Origin of the sequence: Ornithinibacillus proteolyticus (assembly GCF_039581225.1) — a bacterium.
Lineage (GTDB): Bacteria > Bacillota > Bacilli > Bacillales > Amphibacillaceae > Ornithinibacillus > Ornithinibacillus massiliensis.
Window position 1 is genome coordinate 1 of record NZ_JBCPXV010000038.1, and the last position, 20,146, is coordinate 20,146.

The window sequence follows — 20,146 nt, forward strand, 5'->3', positions numbered from 1 at the left end:
AGTCCTCCTTGGTTACTTAAATTAAGGGTCCATTTTTGCTTCGAAGCTTTGGACACCTCGTATGATACCAAGAGGGCTCTTTTTGTTTCAATCCTCAAATTTCTTCATTACAGGAATGCTCCTATATTACCGCTATCCTTTTTAAAATAATATTCATCACCAGCATAAACATCCGTAATAAACTCTCCTGTTTTTTCTTCACCCGGAGCCAGTTTACCAGTAAACTTTTCTATACTCTCAAAATCCTCCGCTCCATCATATGAGTTAGAACCTTTCTTTTTATGTGAAACTCCCATTGAATGCATAACCTCTTCAATAAGAATTTCATTTTCGCCTATATTTTTAATCGTAATTTCTAGTAAAATAAATTCATCTAGTAATGTTTCTTCTCCTTCAAATTCAGTACCTAGCAACTTTGCACTATTTAACGTCATTTCGTATCTACCTAGGGTTGTATGAAACACACCCGTATCACCTACAGTTAAATCCAATTGGTCTTCTACCTCAACACTAAAACGGCCATTCGACGATTTATCACCTGGACTTGCATCACCATTTGTTTCGTTATTATCTTGCTGATTATCATTTAATTCCTCATTACTACATGCTGTTAGCAATAACATAGTTGACATTATGAACATCAACATAAATAGTAGCTTTTTCATTAGCGAACACCTCTGTTTTTATTAATGGCTGTAGCTGCACTTTAAGCTAAAACATAAGTCGGACTTTCTTTTAAATCCGTATCTGTTTCATTATCAAGAATTCTTTTCTTACTATCTTTAGTATCACTACATGATTAAAGGAATAAAGAAATTGTAGGTAAAATAAGACTTAACTACTTTTTTCAGAAGGACACTCCTTCTTATTTTTTCACATTTAGCTATTAAATTTCCTTTTGTTCACCGTTTGCATAAAAAAAGCACCCTATAATTTGGTGCACTATAATGTAAGTCACTAGTCCTCTATCCCAAATCCCTTTCTCTGACTCTTTTAGGCAACTTCTTCTTCACTAGTTTCAAGTACTTCTTGTTCCTCGCGCCACTTTATCATGCATGAACTTAATAACATCACTATAAATGGATAATAAACTAAGTTTAATACGATTTGAGTGATTAATTGTGCAGCAAAGGAATTCGTAATATTAAATACCTGTGCCGTAATAAAAAGACCAACCACCATTTCAAGTACACCTGATATGACAATTAACAGGAGAATTTTCCAAAAATGTCTTTTACCTAGCCTTATGCCTTCCTTGAAAGCTTTCCATACCGATTTTTTATCAAAAACACTAATATATGGTATAGGTAAAGTTAATGCTAATATTACAAAACCCGGAATGACGAATAAAGAAAAGCCGATAATAGCTACAAAGGATACTATAGTTGCGAATATAAATACTGTAAATCCAATGACAACTAATTGATAAATAGAATCAAGAAAGCTTTTTTCGTTATCATGGTACTCGTTATAGATAAATCGTATATATGGAATTTGCGCAAAAATAAATAATAAAATTGTAAGTAATCCATAATATATATCTGCAAAGGAATATACGGGATCATTACTCGGTGTTATTAAATAAATATAATTCGTAGAAAAAGAATGTATAAGCAGTAGGGGAAGTGTAGTAAAAAGCATAAAAAGTAAAATTCTTTCAAAACGACCTGTATAAATTTCCCATGTATATCTAAATGGATTTTCCATAATTTACTCCTCTGAATTTAAAAAATATAGTTTATTCATACTCGAGATAGACTGGTGTATTTTTTGTCCAAATTAAGGATATAAAATCAATTACTGGTCCTGCAGATTCTTGATATAATTTCTCTGTCATGCCTGACATGAAACTATCATAAGAAGTTTCCGTAGTTTCATTAGCCGCCTTTATAATTATTCTATCGTCTTCTATATTAAGGGTTGCACCGTCAAGAACCCCACCATTTTTCTCGATAGTTAAAATAGCCATTTGAATCGTTGCATTATGAATTTCATTATTTCCTACAAGTAATTCTTCTACTATCTCTTGCAGCAATCCTTCATTTGTAAGAGCTTCCTCTAATACTAAATCTAAAGCTTGCAATTTCTTTTCTTGATTCGACCAATTATAATAACTTAAGCCAGTTAAACTACTCATTTTATCTTCTATTATTTCCTCAAACTCCGAAAAGAACTTATAAACTTCCAATTTCTCATAATAATCTTCTAACTTATCTTCATATTCATCAAAAGCCTCGTCATCAGCATCATCATCTGGTTGTGTTGGTGGAGTTGGCTGAGGATAAGAATAACTCGTGATCGTATTACGCACTTCTTCATAGAACGCACTACTTGCTGCTAAACTTGCTTGAGATACAGTTGTATTAGATTTCTCTTTAGTTACCAAAACAGAACTTAGATTGATTACAAAGACAAATAACACCATCATTATTCCTAACATACCTAATACGAATAAGGCCATATTCCCTCGTTCATCACGACTAAACTCTATTAATCTTTTCATTCTATAACCCTGCCATATGCTGAAACATTATATGGAATAGTTGGTACAGCCCCGCCAAAAAAATCTGGTATAAACACTAATCTAATATTAACTGCAATTTCCGCTGTAAATTCTTTATCAAAGATTTGTGGCTCCCTGGTGTAGTTATTTAAAGTAACATAATCACCTGTAGAATTGATAATGTTACTAGCGGCATCACGTGCTTCACCTATTTCTTTCGTTACAGAATAAACTTGAGCATATTCATTAACAGCAGACTTCGCTACTACAACTGCATTGACCCCTACAATAAATTGCCAAATGATAACTAATAATAATAATGCTATAGGGACAATACCTAAAAATTCAATTGTGGCACTGCCATCTTCATTTTTCTTGACCTTTTTAAGCCATTTCATAAGGCATATCCTCCAAAAACAACTTTCAATTGTTTAACGAAACATTATACTTCTCTGCTAATTCCCGTAATTTATTATCTGCTTCTTGACCATATTGTGCTGTTTCTAATAACTTCTCATCAGATTGCTGTAGTAATTCAGTTACTTCTTCCTCTTCTTCCTCATTTACAGTTTTTTCAAGAGCTTGATATTGTAAATTAAACGCCTCTTCCCATGCTGATAATTGGTTAAGTCTGAGATTATGAAGTTCTTTAACTGCCTCAGACTCTGGATTCTGTGATTCAATATGTTCTTTTATCGAAGAAATTAATGGTAGTACATTTTTAGTTTGTAAATCTAAAGTCTCTTCCGGAGTTTCCGTTGCGAAAGATTTTTGCACTTCAATATCTACCTGACTAGCTAAGCTATTTACATTCTCGACATAATCATTATGGTAAGCAGCTAATTCTTCAGCTTCTGGAGAGGTATTACAAGCTACTAAAAAAGTTAATAACACTAATATTACTATTAATAGAATTCTTTTAATCATTCTATAACTCCTTTATTATTGATAAATAAAATAAATTACACATGAATTTTCCTTCATGGATATCGAATTATATTACTTAAATATACATAACGATCTGATAAACCTTTTTTAAACTTAGTAGTCCAATAATTAAAGTACTCCTCTTTAGAATATGTAGACATATCTATGCTATCTGTTAAGTTGTCTAAAGAATTTCTTAGTTGATGTTCAGCAATCTTACTAGTCATATTATATAAAGTCTTTGGATCTCGAAAATTAAAAAAAGGCTTTAACTCTACATTATTTTGGTTTTCATATACCACATCAAAATCATGTCTATACTTATAACTATCATATAATTGCTCATATTGAATCCATCCCGGAGCTGGCACCATATTTAAAATTTCATCAATTTCACTATCCACAAAATAACTTCTAGCTAGTATTCTTTTAGCAATTGAAGTAACTTCCTCCCTCAAAGCTAACATTTCTTGTTGTAAGTGCAGATTCTTTTCTATTATCTTGAGTGAACGTTCATAGATTGCTAATAAGTCGGTCTTTAATACTCCTGAGTTTAAAATATTCCTTAAATAGTCTCTTATTTCCTCATATACACTGAAGTCTAACTCTGCTCTTCCTTTTGTATTGTTCTCTACTCTATCAAAAGCTATAGAAAAATAAACCAGTGGCTTTATAGCCTTTAATGCATCTTCCTCTTGCATAGTATCAGGTGTTATTATGGCTATATTCTTTAAATCTTTTGAGAGCTTCCCTAGATAATTTGCTAAAAAATACCTACTATTATTAATTAAATACGGGAATCCTTCTATTGTCACGTCCTCATTCCATTTTTTATGCTTCTTACCTAACTTAAGAATTTGATTTCCATCTATTTGCTTCATTTGAATCATCCTAATTATATTTTCTTGGTAACAGAATAGACCCAAATCTCTATTCTGTTACCTCATGAATTTAAGAGAACCAACCTTTTATGGTACTTCCCAGTTTCTTAGCGCCATCAGCAATTGCCTTACCAGTTTTCTTACCAAAATTACTTATCTTATCCCAATTTTTAGTAACAAGTTGTGTTCCTTTTGATATTACAAACAATCCTCCACCAACAGCCAATAAACCCGCTCCAAGTGCCTGCCCTCCTGGTATTGCAGCCGTAACACCACCTACACTCATTATGGTCTCACCAAGATTAGCCCCTATATCTGCAATTGCTACTGTTCGCTCAGCTCCATTTGTAGTATTCTGCCATGTGTTAATAGCTTTTCCAACACTTTCACCTGTTTTGTAAGCTGAAATTCCAGCATTTACTCCAGAAGCAATAACATTAAGCTTCGATATTGCCCCCATGGAACCCCAAGTACTAGAAATGTTAGCAATATCCGTCTTATTAAAAACTGTACTTGCAGAGTCTTTTATTAAACTTCCAAACTGTGAAAGTTTGGAGGCGGATGCATAGTGATAAGCATTACCTGTATTAGCTACTGTATTTATATTAAATACAGATTGCCTTAATCCATCTAATGTATTATAGCTATCATAGACAGACTTAGATTTATCACCAATATCATAAAGATCAACCGCAATATGATCCCCTAGGTTAAACTTTATACTATCAATTAATGCCCCTGTTAAGAAACTTGTGCTGGGACCGTTTGGGAAGTTTTTATCCATGTCAACTGCAGCATTCACCATATAATCCCAAACAAATTTAGTATTTTTAAAATCATCCGTATCATAAAAAGGTGTATTTAAATTTACTGGATTATTGGGCGCTTGTGGACCACTAGTAGTATCAGAATTGGTTTCATTGCCTCGAAAAGGATCCGAAATAAAACCATTATTTAGCCAAGGATTCCCTTGTATACCGTTCTGGTTCCAGCCATTATTCGACCATGGATTTCCTTGTATACCATTTTGGTTCCAACCAGTCTCTCCCCATGGAGTGCCATTAAAGTTATTACCTGCCCAACCAGAATTCAACCATGGATTTCCATTAAAACCATACATACTCCAGCTCGAGTTTGACCATGGGTTTCCTTGAAAGCTTGAATTGCTCCAACCTGAATTAGTCCAGGAATTTCCTTGAAATGATGAACCATCCCATCCCTGGTTAGTCCAAGAATTACCGTTGAAGCCTGGTGAATCCCAGCTATTTTGGCTCCACGATTGTGTTGTCCAGCTATTACCATTCCAGTCAGACTGGTTCCAGCTATCTCCATTCCAACTATTACCATTCCAGGAGTTTCCTGACCAATCTAAACTACTACCATCCCAAGAATCTCCACTCCACGGACTTCCTTCCCAAGGATCTCCGGACCAGGAACTAATTGCATAGGCTGTCGGGGTCATAACCGGTAGGAACGTAATAATAATAATTCCTAATAAGGCAAAGAATTTTTTATACAATCGGGACAATGATATCACCCCCATTCATTCTTTAGTCCATAGACTAAATTAATCTTCTGTTCCTTCATTATACTTTTCGTCAATTGATTTTTTTAGTTCTTCTATTCTTTCAGTGCTTATATCTTTTAATTCATTTTTCACTTCATCTTGACCTTCTCTAATTATTTTTCGAACATCATCTCTGATACTGCGCAAATAATTCATTTGGTCTAAAGTAATAATTTCTTCATTTTTTAATAATCGCGCAGCTCTGGCAATATTATTCGACTGTCTTGTTTCCTTATGTCCCCATTCGTTACCAATTTTTAATATGTCAAAATTGTTCTCTACCCGAATTGCGTTCACATCTCTGAGGGCCTCTTTTTTCCAGCGTTCCCAGGCTTTTAGAACCTCTTCCGCTCGTTTAAATTCTTCCTCTAGTTCACTTTGATCATTAGCAGTCGAGAATATTCCTCCAGAAATGTCTGCCATTGCCTTTAATTGAGCTTGGGCTTGATTATCAACATTAAAGCCTATAATATTTATAATCGGTTTCGCGTTCGAATCCGAAAGTGACTTTGCAACTGCAACTGGATCTCCATCACAAGTTTCGACTCCATCACTTACTACGTATATAAGATTCGTATTATTTTCCGTATCGAACTGCGATAATGATTCTTCGGCTTGTTTTAATGCATCTGCAAGTGGTGTCCACCCTGCAGGCTCTATTTCATCAAGTTCTTTTTGAAATGCTGTTTCTTCGTATGGAGCATACCCATAAACCTGCTCAATTGTACTACATGAAAGTTCCTTATCACTATTTGAACCTGTTCCCTTATGTCCGTAGACACGAAGAGAGACATTAGCTTCACCTGGGACTTGTTTCATGAACTCATTTATCGTTTCCTTGGCTATCTGCATCATCGTTTTATTACCTATATATGCTCCCATGCTTCCACTACCATCAAGCAATACTTCCACATTATAATTTTCTTTAAAATGAAAACGTGAATCAGGTAAGTCAGGATCTCCAAATGATCCGAATTCCCATTTTTTTATAGTATCTTTTGGATCCGGGAAATCTTCTGCAACTAGGGCATATATATATTTAAAATAATCATTCAATTGATCCTCAGATGCATCTTCTGGAAGAGGATCTAATATATTTAAGTCTTCAAGAACTTGATCAACTACACTCTCATCTCGTACATCCATTCCTGCATATTTCCCTGCTTTTTGATGAATTATATCTGAAACAGTACGAGGCACCTCATCCAAATTGGATAGAAGTTCTTGAGAGTCAGTTTCATTTTCTTGATCGCTATCCTCTTCTTCAACGACCGTAGTCTCCTGATTGTCAGTTTCCGGAGGCTCTATTGGTTTTACATCTTCCTGTTCATCTTTATTATCCTTATTACAACCTGTAGCCATTATAAGTGTTACTAGAAGCGTTAGGATTACTAAAGAATTACGTTTCATATGAATTCTCCTAATTAAACATGATTACTAATTCCTATAACTAATAAAAAAATTATCTATTGTAAAAATAAATTAGTTTCCACCAATAGTATCAATAAAGTCGGAAAACTTTTCTTTAACAGTATCACCGATACCACTATCTCCACTAAACGCTTGCGAAATTACTCCCACTACAATAACTACTACTGCAGCTATCCCTAGCCATTCTAAGGTTTGTGATCCTTTTTCTTCCTCTTTCCATTCATTAATCTTGTTCATTGACTTAATAAAAAATCCATTTAATTTTTTCATTTTTCTTCCTCCTTAGTTATTAAAAAATTGAAAATAAACTATTGTCACCCATTAACATATTCATGATCATTAATCCGGCAATCATCAATATGGATACTGGGGCAATTAAAAAAGTTGTAACGAGTGTTACTTTTGGAGAAGCTTTCGCAGCTAACTCCTTTACCTTTTCTTGACGAATCTGCCTCATATCTTCAGCTTGTATTCTAAATGTTGTAGCAATTGGCACTCCTAAACTCATACCTTGAATTAATGCTTTAATTAAGGATTGAAATTCAGGATTATCATTACGTCTTAACAATTCTCGATACGCTCTTTCTCTTGGCACCCCAAGGTCTATTTCGTTATTAAACCGTGAAAATTCTTCACGAATTGGACCTTCGAAGTGTCTTATCACCTCCCGTAAAGCATGATCTAAGCTTACTCCTGCCTGAACACTAGTACTTACTGTATCTAAGAAGTCCGGCAGTTCCTTTCTAATAAGTTCTTGACGTTTTTTTGCTTCCCTTCTAACTAGAATAATTGGTAGGAAATATCCTAATATAGGAGAAAACGCCAAAAAATATTGAGAAAAGGGAAATCCAATGATAAGTGTTAAAATACCAACTAAAAGTCCTACAAGAAATAATAAAATCTTTAATCCTTGAAATCGCTGTACAGTTAGTTTAAGTGGGTTACCTGATTTTCTTAACCACTCTTCAACGTTGTGATTCTCACTAAAAAAGTTCACTCGCTGTCCTAGCTCTGAAAAGTCATCTGCGTACTTTGTCATTTTTACAAATAAATCTGCTCTTCTATTCTTCTTCTTCTCTTTTTTTTCAAAGATATCTATTTTCGTTACATCTGAAAGATGATCTAGTCTTTTTTTCTTCTCTTGTAGGAACGTCCAGTAGTGCTTTAAAAATAGTACGACACTAAACCAAAATCCGATAATTGATAAAATAATTAATGCATCCATAAGCTACACCTTTATATCCGTTATTTTTCGAATAATTAAAAAAGATAAGATGATAGCACTTAAGAATAAAATCAGAATAATCACACCAAAACCAGAAAATAACGGCTCGATAAACCCATCTATGACATTATTCATGACTAGCAAAAGAAATATAGGTAATACTGGTACTATAAATGAAATGTATTTTTGTTCAGCTGTCATTGTTTTAATCGTTTGAGACAATATCTTACGATCCTCAAACGTGTTGGCCATAGTCTCTAATGTCACAGCTAAATTCCCACCTGTTTTCTTTTGGATTAATAAAGTTGCTATGAATAAATTAAAATCTCTAGATTTATTTCTTTTTTGAATTGACCTAAAAGCCGATTCTAACGGGACTCCTAATTTCAATTCATTAGCTATCCTTCTAAACTCTTCTCCGGCAGGGCCGGTAACCTCTCTAGAAACGATTTCAATACCTTGATTGATAGTTAGTCCAGAACGTGCTGCATTCGCTAGTAACCTACAAACCTCTGATAGTTGTTCATTAAATCGATTTTCATAATTGTTTTTACGGATAACAAACAATAGAAAATGAGTCACAATCATAAGTCCTACAGATAAGATAAGGCTAAACCGAAGTGGCATTTTAAATATCATATTTGTAAGAACAAATATAATTAAAGCACCTACCACTAACACCCCAATATATTCTGAAGGGAGGAGTTTCAAATTTGCATTTTGCAACTTATTCTTTAGCCCTTTAGTACTTTCTCTATTATCAAATTTCTCTCCTATTTTACTTATAAAACTTTTTCTATCTTCCTCTGGGAACCACTTCTTAACCTTAAGATTCCATTCTTTTTTTTGGCTTCGATAACCAAGATAGTAATAAAATCCAATTAGTACGAAAAGCACTGCGAAACTATAAAGTATAGATACGGTTAAGTCCATCTGTAATCTCCCCTTTAGGCTCAAAAAACGATCGATCAAAATTAAATCCAAAAACTTCAAGATGATTTAAACATTTGGGGATTACACCGGTTGGAGTGAAATATCCATGGATACCCCCTTCATCATCGACTCCAGTTCTCTTGAAAAAGAATATATCTTTCACTTCAATTCTATTTTGTTTGTTGACAGATACTTCGGCTATGTTCAATAGTTTTCTTGTTCCATCGGTTAAACGTTGAACTTGAACAATGTAGTCTATTGCTCCAACTATATATTCGCGGATGATATGAGTTGGTAAATCCATACCAGCCATGACAACCATTCCTTCAACACGGTTTATAGCATCAGCTGGTGTATTGGAATGGACAGTCGTTAGTGATCCTTCATGTCCAGTGTTCATTGCTTGTAACATGTCAAATGCTTCTGCACCACGAACCTCACCCACAATAATTCTGTCTGGTCGCATACGCAACGCATTCTTCACTAATTGTCTAATGGATATTTCACCTGTTCCTTCTACATTTGGTGGTCTTGCCTCTAATCCGACTGCATTTTTACGATCTAATCGTAATTCAGCTGAATCCTCAATGGTTATAATACGTTCACCATACGGTATTTCTTTAGCCAAAGCATTTAGAAGGGTTGTTTTACCACTCCCTGTACCACCAGATATTAAAATGTTTTGCTTTGTTTTTACTAACGCTTGTAAAAATTGCTCCATATCACTAGTAAAGGTTCCATAGTTTCTAAGGTCTCTCATTTCGAAAGGAGTCTTGCGAAATTTACGAATTGAAATTAATGTCCCACCTAAACTTATTGGAGAAATAACAGCATTGACACGACTACCATCTGGTAATCTAGCATCCACCATTGGTGAACTTTCATCAATACGTCTCCCTAGTGGTGCTACTACCCGATCAACAATATGCCTTACATGCGCCTCATCTTTAAAAGAGATATTAACTTGTTCAAGCTTCCCTTTTTTTTCGATGTATATTTCTTGAGGACCATTGACAAGTATTTCAGTAATATCATCATCCTGTAATAAAGGCTCTAAAGGACCAAATCCAACACTTTCATCAATAAGTTTAGAAAGTAGTACCTCTTTCTCATTTCTAGGGATAACTACTTTTTCTTCGGTCATGAATTGATTGATATAACGTTCTATTTTAAGTTTCTTTTCTCTTTCTTCCAGAGTTGTAATTTGTTCTAAGTTTACCTCTGTTAAAAGTCTTGTTTTGTAATGTTCTACTAATTCATCTATATAAGTATTATTTACATTGAATTCCTTCTGTTGAACATCATGGTTATTACGGTTATTCTTTTGGAATAGAGCCACACACTCACCCCTTATTAGTCCTAACTAGTTTGTGAATTGTGTTACTTTAGCATAGATTTAACCCACTTCTGTACATCTTTTGCAATTATCGGTAACTTTTTGTCTTTAAGCTCCTTCCTTAGAGGCAGCCCTTGGTTTACAAACGACTGAACACCTTTTAAGTCTCTTCTAACCTTAGCTGCTACTGGATAACTGATAAAACGTTCTATATCCTTCTGGTTTAACTCGTTATCTTTTCCTGAGAAATTAATTAGTAACTCTACTTTCTCTTTTGTAACTAGTCCTAGTTGTTGTAATAGATCTTCAACACTCTTTAGTACACGTATAGCGACAGTATCGTAACTCATCACGTAATAAATTTTTTCAGACTCCTCGATAGCGGTATAAACTCTTTCGTCCATCCACGTAGGCACATCAATAATAATAAAATCATAACTGCGTCTACTAGCTCGAATTAACCTTAAAACAAAGTCTTCGTCAATACGTTCAGCTATAGCAGCATCACGAGGGCTTACTAATACTTCAAGTCCTGAATGCGGTTCTTTCTCTGCAACATTTCTAATATGATATTCATTTAATTCTTGTATTACAGGAAACAAGTCAATTAATGACCGGTTACTATCTATACCTAAGAAAGTCTCGGCACCACCATATTGAAGATTTAAATCAATAAAAAGAACTTTTGCAGTTGACTCAATTTTCAACGTTTGTGCGAACGCCGTACTTAATAGAGATTTACCCGCTCCACCTTTGCCACTATAGAAGGTAAATACTTTTCCACTTCCACGCTTAAAACCATCTGTAGGGATTGAATCACTATTAAATAACTTTGACTCAGTTATTTCTCGAATCCTGTCTTCTAGTAACCACTCTTCTTCAGGTAAAATTAAATACTCCATAACCCCAACTCGATTTAAATCGCGGAGTAATTCAAAATTTTGAATATCACTGACATAAATTACAAATGCTCCTGGATAGTGAGATAATATAGTTTGAGCTACATCCAAAGGAGAATTTTTTTCTGTTCTTAACATTAGAACAATTTGAACTGAAAACTTCTTAATTTCTTCAATATCTAATTTTTGAATATTAAACTCTTGCCCTAATTGACTAACTACTGAAGAAAATAGTTCTTCATTATCTCCTATTATGTAAATTTCATTTATTCTTTTCATGTAAATCCTCCAATAAATAGCATCATCATGAGATAATAATGGAAATCATTCTTCACTCTTCGAATTATTCTCATCGGGGTTATCTACTTTCTGCTCCATTTCATTTTCAAGCTGTTCGGCTTCTTCTTCACTAGCATCAGATTCAACTGACGGATTACCATGTTCAGGCATTTGGCCTACATTAGCCCGGATAACACGTACCGTTTCTGCATAATGAAGCATGTGAATAAGATCTGTTACATCATCAAAATCCACTTCTACTTGTACGCCATTAAACTCAGACTTTTCTCCCGCGGTTGCAATTCGAGCTACCTTTAAATCAGTCATGAAAACCTCAGTTACTTTTTCTCCATCTACTTCTCTCGAAACAATAATATCCACTCGGTCCATATCAGATAATCTTTCATCAAAATAAACTCTCTCTGACTGCAGAATACTTATTAAACGATTATCTTCTTCTGTAACAGCTGATGCCTCTTTCAGCATATTCTTCGTGATTATTTGTCCTTTAGAAAGAGGAACTAATGAAACCGAATTAATAAATTCCTCTTCACTAGTTATATATTCACTTCGTTCAAACTTGGCAGGTATCTCTGTAGTAGTTACGTCATTTGGAGTAATAATTGCCCTTGAATAGATATCTCCATTTGCAACATAGATACTAACCATCTCTCCTAAATCCTCATTAAGTTCTTTGACTTTTTGCAAAACAAAATAACCAGATAAAGCTGCCAGTAAAATTGCTATAACAAAAAATATAATTGCTCTACGCTTAGACTCTAACAACCTCTAATACCTCATTTCTTGTTATGTAAAATTTTATCTTTGGATAATATATACATAAATAATTACATATAGGTTTCAAATGTCAATTCCACAAATTTCCAATTCCGTTGTTGGTTAGTACTATATGATTACCGTACTTTTTTCCTATATCTATAAATATTGTTTTCATAAAATATATGACTAGTAGTTTCGTCTCATATTTTTGTCGAATTTTAATGGTTTTTGCCAAATAAAATATTTTTTTGGGACATTTTAATCATTTTCATAAAACTTAATAAACCTTTTACAAAAATAATCCAATTGTAATACTGATCAGATTCAAACTTATTATAGATTTATTAAAGTAGTGATTATATGTATTGTATGGAAGAGATAAAACCGTATGAAGTATTTATTAAAACCTTTCGGGAAAGTTCAACCTAAATAATCTATGGGAGTTTACGTAATTAACTTCATAGACAAAAAGCTTCCTTCAGGCTTTTATAGGCCTGAAGGAAGCTTTTTTAAAGACTTAATTAATTTCATAATTTGTCTTATCTGCTCGTATAGAAGTTGATCTGCCATATGGATTGATTCTGCTATTGTTAAAGGTTTATTGCCAATCGAAAAACATGCTGAAAAATCATAGCAAAGCTTTTCAATATCCCCACTCAATCCTCCTGATACTAAAATAACAGGTATGTTATACTTTTTAGTTACAGAAGCTATATATCCAGGTGCTTTACCGTATAATGTTTGTTCATCACTTTGGCCTTCACCTGTGATTACGAGATCTGCTTTAGCAATAGCATCCTCTACTTGCATAGTTTCTGCTACTAGCCTTGCACCAGAAACTAGTTCACCACCTATGGACAAAAATGCAAAACCTAATCCGCCAGAAGCACCTGCTCCAGACGCATCACTATACGATTTCCCAATCGCCTTTTCAATTAAATTGGAGAATCTTTTCACAGACGTATCATAATATTCTAATCGGTCTTCAGTTAACCCTTTCTGTGGACCATATACAAAAGTAGCCCCACGTTCCCCCAATAAGGGATTATCAACGTCACTTGCAACTTTTATAGACACATTCCTAACCTGTTGGTTTAAATTGGATAAATCTACCGAGGCTTTATAGGAGTCTGGTGCAACTACAATATTCATTTTTCAACTCCTTTAACCCAACCTTCTTTTCTTAATTTGCTTCTTTATCTACTATATATTTACTTTTATTAAATAGTAAGCAAAATCCACGTTTATTAGATTAATGATTCTTTTTTGAATAGCTCAGAAATTCCTCGTAAAAGCAGTATGCTATATGCATTTCTACCACTCTAACTACTTACTATTAACTTCCTCATTTTCAACTAAATGAATATGTTGATTACCATGAAAGACTTCTAATACAGTCTCATAAGCCAGATACTTAGTTTCAAAAATCGACTTAAGAAATGCTCGATTATCATAGGGAACTTCCTTGATGTGAACATTCACTTGACCATTTTCTCCTATTTCTATCGTTCCGTACGGTGCTAAGGGCTTATGACTACACCCAAGTGGACCTGGTTTTAAATACATCCTACTTTTCGAGCTAAAATGATGGATCGTATGATGATGCCCAAAACATACAAGGTCAACATCTGTATTTTCATAGATTTTCTCCAAGCTAGAAACTGTAGGATCCGTATCCAATGGTAAGAACCGATTATTACGATCTAAATGGTAGTGTAAAAACAATACCTTCTTACCAGCGATTTCTGTTGTTATTTGCTTCGGAATATTTGCTAAGCGTTCCACATACGCTTCATCGAGATTTTTGGCAATCCATTCGTGGTGCATTTGGACAATTCCTTGACTATGTGAAGGTTTACCTAAAATGATATTAAGAACAGATTGTTCATGATTTCCCATCACAAAAGAAATATTTTTCTCAGAAAATAATTGCTCCAACACCTGATTCGTCTCATGCCCAATGGCAATCATATCCCCTAAACAGTAAATCTGGCCAATATCTTTGTCTCTTTTAATATCTTCTAATACCGCCTTCAGTGCTGCACTATTTCCGTGGATATCTGTTATAATAGCAAACTTCTCTCCCATTTTATCCCCCTACTTTATCCTATCTAATGCTTTGCGGACTTCCTTCGATGCTCGTAATACTCCCAAAACTTTTAGTGATCTAATAGACTTCCGAACTAAATCCTCATCTACGTCATCTGCAAAAGCTAACATGCCAATCACTTTTATATCAAGTACTTTTCCTTTGGCAACTACTTCTTCTAAATCTTTACGTGAATAATAGAGGGCACCTAATACCTTATCAGATGTCAATTTATTTACCTCTTCAGCATGTTCAGATATCTGATTGCGAACAGCGCTTTTAATGAAATCCGTCCTGTTAGAATAAAATCCTTGTTCCACTAGTAAGTCAATCTTCCCAAGGTCCACTACATTTAAATTGACGGTCACTTTTTCAGTATCAGCCAATTTCACCACTCCTAGAATTTGTTTTTATAAGTATACCACGCACTCCCTTACCCATCTATACAGACGAGTAAAATAATTAGATTTTTATAAAAACTTTAAACACACATCATTTCTTTCAACGCCGTAGCATGCGCCCTCGACGATTTTCATCCTATTATTAACCTCATCTTTTTCTATATTTTAATTCAAGTATGATGTGTCTTCAGTTTTAATACATAATTTCAAAAGCAAAAAGAGCAAAACCCTATTTTATAAAGATTTTGCTCTTTCTTATATTACGCTTGATCTTCTTTTGTAGGCCCCATTACACCAGGCACTTTCAATCCAGCTTGTCTCAAGAGTACAGTCATTTGACCACGGTGATGTGTTTGATGATCAATCATGGAACGCAATAATGCTCCTCTAGGAACTTGACTTCCAAAGCTCTCAACTGTTTCAAGTAATTGTTCATCCGTTAAAGCCGCTACACTTTCTTTAACATCTGCTGCTGACTTTTTATAGGCAGTTACGATTTCTGCTGCAGTTGTTGGGACATCATTTGGTCCCCCTACTGGCTCAACTTGTAATCCAATTTGTCCACCGAAAAACCCAAGAGCTGTTGCAAGATGCCAGCCTAACCAACCTAACGTATTATGGCCCTCCACAATTGCTTGATTTAACTTATCATCTGTTAGTGCTTCAAGAACGTTCACAGTTCCATTGACTGCTTGATCCCAATCAAGCAGAAAATCTTCTTTTGTTCGATACATCATTTCCACTCCTTTCAAATACATACACAATTATTTTAACGTTTTTTACGATTAATTACATGGGACATGCATATAAATATAACAGAGTTTCAAGAAAGGAGTTTCATTATGAAAACAAAGTTAGCTTTATTCGGTGCCCTAATGGTCATTATATTGGCTGCAATATTAGATTCTCCGCCAACTTCTAATGAACAAACCATCTATTATGAAATGCAAGAAGATGAATCAGTAGATGCAGATACACAGCCTACTGAACGTAGTGCCTCAAGTTCATTTGAATTTATGCTTGAAGATATGAATGAAAGGAATGGAAAAATAATAGAGACTTACCGTGAATACGAAGTTCATAAAGATACTGAAGGTAATATAATAAGTCGTATTCCAACTGATAACTACCAGTACTTACAATATGATAAAGATTAATAGACCGGGTGATTAGCCCGGTCCTTGTTTGTTATTTGATAAGCTATTTAATGTTTATCTACAATTACATTAATTATCAAAAACACTAGCTTACTTTTCCTAACAACCTTTGTATTATTCTACCTTGAAACATAACCAGCGGCTTTATAGCCTTTAATGCATCTTCTTTTTGCATAGTATCAGGTGTTATTATGGCTATATTCTTTACATTTTTTGAGAGCTTTCCAAGATAATTTGCTAAAAAATACCTACTATTATTAATTAAATACGGGAAGCCTTCTATTGTCACGTCCTCATTCCATTTTTTATGCTTCTTACCTAACTTAAGAATTTGATTTTCATTTGAATCATCCTAATAATATTTTTTGAAATCTCAAAAATCCTCTCGTATAGTTACTAATCACCTACGTTATCTTGATAAAATTCATCAATTTGCTCTTGTACTTCATTATAATTATTCTCAATTTCTTCCATCCAGTCTTTATAGGACGTTTCTCGTATCTCATTGTATAATGTAAATCGTTCTGTTCGTTTCTGATGAACATACTCCCCAGCTTCTTTTGTTATGAATTCATCTTGTGACAAAATAAACAATACCTGTCTTAGAGCATCTTCTTCATCAAAATTCTTAGCCCACCAATTATTAGAATAATTCATTATATCAACTCTCTGCTCAACCCTTTGGTCAAAAACATCCTTCTTGACTCCTCGTTTCCATTCATCCCACATTTCTATTATTTTCCTAGCTTGGTCAAACGCTTCATTGAGCTGATCTTCATCCCCTGCATTAGCGTAAATTCCACCACCAGCTTCTGCTATTTCGCGTAAATGACTTTGGCCCTCGATATCTACATTAAAGCCGATTACATTAACGATAGATTGAATATTAGATTCTGCAAGTTCTTTTGCAGCACCAGCTGGGTCTCCTCCACAAGTTTCAGCACCATCACTGACAATGTAAACAAGATTGGTATTCGTTTCTCCTGGAAAGTTAGCGAAATCCTCTTTTGCCTGTTCTAAGCTTAAACCAATAGGCGTCCATCCAGTTGGGATAAACGGATCTATTACACTATTAAATTCGGTAGCATTGATTGGTTGGATTTCATAAACTAACTCACTAACTTCACAAGACTGTTCTGGGGTTTTACCAGTCCTTGCACCCTCATGTCCATAGACTCGAAGACCAACATTCGCTTCATTTGGTAGACTAGAGGTAAATTCGCGAATCGAATCCTTCGCAATATCCATCATCGATTTCCCATTGATTTCATTTGCCATACTTCCACTGACATCCAGAACAACTAAAACATTTATTTGATCTTTAAACTGAAACTGTTCATCCTCTAATCCTGGATGACCAAAGTTGTCAAACTTCATTTTTGTAATTATTTGGTTCGGATCCTCATAATCCTCTGCAAAAAGATAGCGATAGGCTCGCCACCATTTGTCTAGGTATACTTCATCGACATTCTCCTGAATAGGTGGTAGGAGTTCTTTAACTTTATCTGCCATTTCTCTATCGGTTAACCTTGGTTCTTTACCCGACTGTGAACCATTCCCTGCAAGAGGACCTGTTGGATAGTTAATAATCTCTTCTAGATTAGTAGGTTCTTCAGGTGCGATTTCTATAATATCAGATAGATTATTAGTAGGTTCTTCAACTAGATCATTTCTATCTTCGTCTCTTTCCTTTTGTGTATCCAATTTCTCTTTCTCAACTTTTTTGTTATTATCATTCTCTACTTCAGTTTTTACTTCTTCGTTTTTCTGTTCTGAGCACGCTTGAATTAAAATGACTAAAGAAAAGACAAGTATAGTTAACACTATCTTCCGGTATTTATTTTGCAGCATTGTATTAGCTCCTTCCTATATCCCTATATAGTAGGCTCTATCTGGACAAACATTTGTATAAATGGTATTTCAACACCCAAATCAATATTAGATATAACATCATTCAGACTTGGTATAAAACCAGCTTTACCAATGTTCAATTCTGCCATTGTTAGTACTTCAGAACAATTATCATATACTATTATTCATCACCGACATTATCTTGATAAACTTCATCAATTTGTATCTGGATTTCTCTATAATTTTCCTCTAACTCATCCATCAATTCTGGGAACGAATTTTTATCTATTTCTCTATATAAATTCCATCTTTCTGTTCTTTTTTCGCTAAAGAAACTGTGAGCATTACTAGTTATGAAATCCTCTTGTCGTAGAACACTCAAAACATCTCGTAAACTAACTTCTTCATCAGCGTTCTTCTGCATCCAATTACTTGAAAATTTCAAAAGGTCAATCGTTTGATCCTTTTTTTGTTCCATAACATCTTTCTTTGCCCCAGTCTTCCATTCCTTCCACATCTCAACCATTCTCTTTGCCTGTTCAAAGACCTCATTTAATTGTTCCTCATCCCCTGCATTCGTATAAATTCCACCACCAGCCTCTGCTATTTCGCGTAAATGACTTTGGCCCTCAATATCTACATTAAAGCCGATTACGTTAACGATAGATTGAATATCAGATTCAGCAAGTTCTTTTGCTGCACCAGCTGGGTCTCCTCCACAAGTTTCAGCACCATCACTTACGATGTATACAAAATTGGTATTCGTTTCTCCTGGAAAGTTAGCGAAATCCTCTTTTGCCTGTTCTAAGCTTAAACCAATAGGCGTCCATCCAGTTGGGATAAAAGGATCTATTACACTATTAAATTCGGAAGCATTGATTGGTTGGATTTCATAAACTAACTCACTTATTTCACAAGACTGTTCTGGTGTTTTACCAGTCCTTGCACCCTCATGTCCATAGACCCGTAGGCCAACATTCGCTTCATTTGGTAAACTAGCTGTAAAATCCTTAATGGAATCCTTCGCAATATCCATCATCGATTTTCCATTGATTTCATTTGCCATACTTCCACTGACATCAAGGATTACTAATACATTTATCTGCTCTTTGAAGGTAAACTGTTCATCCTCTAATCCTGGATGACCGAAGTTGTCAAACTTCATTTTTGTAATGAGTTGTCTCGGATCCTGATAATCCTCTGCAAAAAGGTAACGGTAGGCTCGCCACCATTTATCTAAGTATTCTTCACTGACATCTTCTTTAATAGGCGGGAGGACTTCTTTAACATAATCTGCCATTTGTTCAGCACTTAGTAATGGTTCTTTTCCGGTATGCAATCCATTCCCTGCAAGAGGACCTGTTGGATAGTTAATAATTTCTTCTAGATTAGTAGGTTCATTGGGTGCTATTTCAAGTAAATCTTCGAGGTTATTTGTTGGTTATTCTGATAGGTCAACATCATCTCTTTCATTTTTATCTTCTGGTACATTTTCTTGTTCATCAACCACTTCTTCACTCACATCATTTTTCACTTCATCCCTATTCTCTGTATCGTTCGAATCATGAGAACAAGCTTGAATAGAAACCAAAGAGAAAAATAGAACCAAAACGAATATGACGTTACGGTGATTTATGTATAACAACCTATTAACTCCCTCCTAGAATATGAAAAGTTATCGAATCATCCAGTTTTTATTAGCAAGACTCTATGCGTTTAAAATCTTATATTATAAATAGTACTAAATTTCATACCATAAAAAATCAAAATTTCAAAAAATAGTAACTATTACCCATTTAGACTCTTTTATTTCTTCGTTTTAATGGAGAACATCAAGAAAAAATATGCTGGTAGGGTACAATATTACTACCCCACCAGCATAGCTTC

General features: G+C 34.5%; 22 protein-coding genes. 1 reads left to right on the top strand and 21 read right to left on the bottom strand.

Translation table 11 applies throughout. From position 1 onward, the window contains the following. Positions 1 to 107: 107 nt before the first annotated feature. The 18 genes from AAIB49_RS15205 to AAIB49_RS15290 form a co-directional block, all read right to left on the bottom strand. Positions 108 to 665: a hypothetical protein gene (locus AAIB49_RS15205; RefSeq protein ID WP_343458526.1), complete on the bottom strand. Its 558-nt coding sequence runs from the start codon at positions 663 to 665 to the stop codon at positions 108 to 110. Positions 666 to 993: 328 nt separating this feature from the next. Then, the gene (locus AAIB49_RS15210; RefSeq protein WP_339215721.1) at positions 994 to 1,707 is read right to left on the bottom strand and encodes a hypothetical protein; all 714 of its coding nucleotides are present in this window, start codon (positions 1,705 to 1,707) and stop codon (positions 994 to 996) included. 31 nt (positions 1,708 to 1,738) lie between these two features. Beyond that, positions 1,739 to 2,503 (bottom strand): pilus assembly protein TadG-related protein, encoded by a 765-nt coding sequence (locus AAIB49_RS15215; protein ID WP_343458527.1) that lies wholly within the window; start codon positions 2,501 to 2,503, stop codon positions 1,739 to 1,741. Then, positions 2,500 to 2,901 carry a TadE family protein gene (locus AAIB49_RS15220; protein ID WP_339215723.1) on the bottom strand — a complete coding sequence of 134 codons (402 nt, stop codon included), beginning with the start codon at positions 2,899 to 2,901 and terminating at the stop codon, positions 2,500 to 2,502. The genes AAIB49_RS15215 and AAIB49_RS15220 overlap by 4 nt, the downstream gene beginning before the upstream one ends. A gap of 25 nt (positions 2,902 to 2,926) precedes the next feature. Further along, positions 2,927 to 3,430 (bottom strand): hypothetical protein, encoded by a 504-nt coding sequence (locus tag AAIB49_RS15225; protein ID WP_339215724.1) that lies wholly within the window; start codon positions 3,428 to 3,430, stop codon positions 2,927 to 2,929. Positions 3,431 to 3,483: 53 nt separating this feature from the next. Then, positions 3,484 to 4,311 carry a hypothetical protein gene (locus AAIB49_RS15230; RefSeq protein ID WP_339215725.1) on the bottom strand — a complete coding sequence of 276 codons (828 nt, stop codon included), beginning with the start codon at positions 4,309 to 4,311 and terminating at the stop codon, positions 3,484 to 3,486. A gap of 70 nt (positions 4,312 to 4,381) precedes the next feature. Beyond that, complete coding sequence (locus tag AAIB49_RS15235) at positions 4,382 to 5,839, bottom strand: hypothetical protein (RefSeq protein WP_339215727.1); 1,458 nt, start codon at positions 5,837 to 5,839, stop codon at positions 4,382 to 4,384. A 39-nt stretch (positions 5,840 to 5,878) separates the two neighbouring features. Then, the gene (locus AAIB49_RS15240; RefSeq protein ID WP_339215728.1) at positions 5,879 to 7,288 is read right to left on the bottom strand and encodes a VWA domain-containing protein; all 1,410 of its coding nucleotides are present in this window, start codon (positions 7,286 to 7,288) and stop codon (positions 5,879 to 5,881) included. Between the two features lie 72 nt (positions 7,289 to 7,360). Beyond that, complete coding sequence (locus AAIB49_RS15245) at positions 7,361 to 7,579, bottom strand: hypothetical protein (RefSeq protein WP_339215729.1); 219 nt, start codon at positions 7,577 to 7,579, stop codon at positions 7,361 to 7,363. Between the two features lie 19 nt (positions 7,580 to 7,598). Then, positions 7,599 to 8,534: a type II secretion system F family protein gene (locus AAIB49_RS15250; protein WP_339215730.1), complete on the bottom strand. Its 936-nt coding sequence runs from the start codon at positions 8,532 to 8,534 to the stop codon at positions 7,599 to 7,601. Positions 8,535 to 8,537: 3 nt separating this feature from the next. Then, positions 8,538 to 9,467: a type II secretion system F family protein gene (locus tag AAIB49_RS15255; RefSeq protein WP_339215731.1), complete on the bottom strand. Its 930-nt coding sequence runs from the start codon at positions 9,465 to 9,467 to the stop codon at positions 8,538 to 8,540. After that, positions 9,439 to 10,806: a TadA family conjugal transfer-associated ATPase gene (locus tag AAIB49_RS15260; protein WP_339215732.1), complete on the bottom strand. Its 1,368-nt coding sequence runs from the start codon at positions 10,804 to 10,806 to the stop codon at positions 9,439 to 9,441. Before AAIB49_RS15260 ends, AAIB49_RS15255 begins: the two co-directional genes overlap by 29 nt. Before the next feature lie 41 nt (positions 10,807 to 10,847). Next, positions 10,848 to 11,981 (bottom strand): CpaE/TadZ family protein, encoded by a 1,134-nt coding sequence (locus AAIB49_RS15265; protein WP_339215734.1) that lies wholly within the window; start codon positions 11,979 to 11,981, stop codon positions 10,848 to 10,850. A 45-nt stretch (positions 11,982 to 12,026) separates the two neighbouring features. Continuing rightward, positions 12,027 to 12,767 carry a Flp pilus assembly protein CpaB gene (cpaB, locus tag AAIB49_RS15270; protein WP_339215736.1) on the bottom strand — a complete coding sequence of 247 codons (741 nt, stop codon included), beginning with the start codon at positions 12,765 to 12,767 and terminating at the stop codon, positions 12,027 to 12,029. 480 nt (positions 12,768 to 13,247) lie between these two features. Next, positions 13,248 to 13,913 (bottom strand): glycerate kinase, encoded by a 666-nt coding sequence (locus tag AAIB49_RS15275; protein WP_339215738.1) that lies wholly within the window; start codon positions 13,911 to 13,913, stop codon positions 13,248 to 13,250. Positions 13,914 to 14,087: 174 nt separating this feature from the next. After that, a complete protein-coding gene (locus tag AAIB49_RS15280; RefSeq protein WP_343458528.1) occupies positions 14,088 to 14,849 on the bottom strand; it encodes a metallophosphoesterase family protein in 762 nt (253 codons plus the stop codon). A 9-nt stretch (positions 14,850 to 14,858) separates the two neighbouring features. Continuing rightward, complete coding sequence (locus AAIB49_RS15285; RefSeq protein WP_343458529.1) at positions 14,859 to 15,236, bottom strand: CopG family transcriptional regulator; 378 nt, start codon at positions 15,234 to 15,236, stop codon at positions 14,859 to 14,861. Between the two features lie 275 nt (positions 15,237 to 15,511). Then, entirely contained in the window at positions 15,512 to 15,985 is a 474-nt protein-coding gene (locus AAIB49_RS15290; RefSeq protein WP_186870037.1) for a DinB family protein, read from the bottom strand. A 108-nt stretch (positions 15,986 to 16,093) separates the two neighbouring features. Here AAIB49_RS15290 and AAIB49_RS15295 point away from each other — a divergent pair, with 108 nt between their 5' ends. Beyond that, positions 16,094 to 16,408, top strand: a complete 315-nt coding sequence (locus AAIB49_RS15295; RefSeq protein WP_343458530.1) for a hypothetical protein — start codon at positions 16,094 to 16,096, stop codon at positions 16,406 to 16,408. Positions 16,409 to 16,804: 396 nt separating this feature from the next. Here the strand turns inward: AAIB49_RS15295 and AAIB49_RS15300 are convergent, their stop codons facing one another. From AAIB49_RS15300 to AAIB49_RS15310, 3 genes are all read right to left on the bottom strand, one after another. After that, positions 16,805 to 18,259 (bottom strand): vWA domain-containing protein, encoded by a 1,455-nt coding sequence (locus AAIB49_RS15300; protein WP_339215746.1) that lies wholly within the window; start codon positions 18,257 to 18,259, stop codon positions 16,805 to 16,807. 181 nt (positions 18,260 to 18,440) lie between these two features. Continuing rightward, a complete protein-coding gene (locus tag AAIB49_RS15305; protein ID WP_343458531.1) occupies positions 18,441 to 19,598 on the bottom strand; it encodes a vWA domain-containing protein in 1,158 nt (385 codons plus the stop codon). Positions 19,599 to 19,700: 102 nt separating this feature from the next. Continuing rightward, positions 19,701 to 19,904 (bottom strand): hypothetical protein, encoded by a 204-nt coding sequence (locus tag AAIB49_RS15310; RefSeq protein ID WP_343458532.1) that lies wholly within the window; start codon positions 19,902 to 19,904, stop codon positions 19,701 to 19,703. Positions 19,905 to 20,146: the final 242 nt, after the last annotated feature.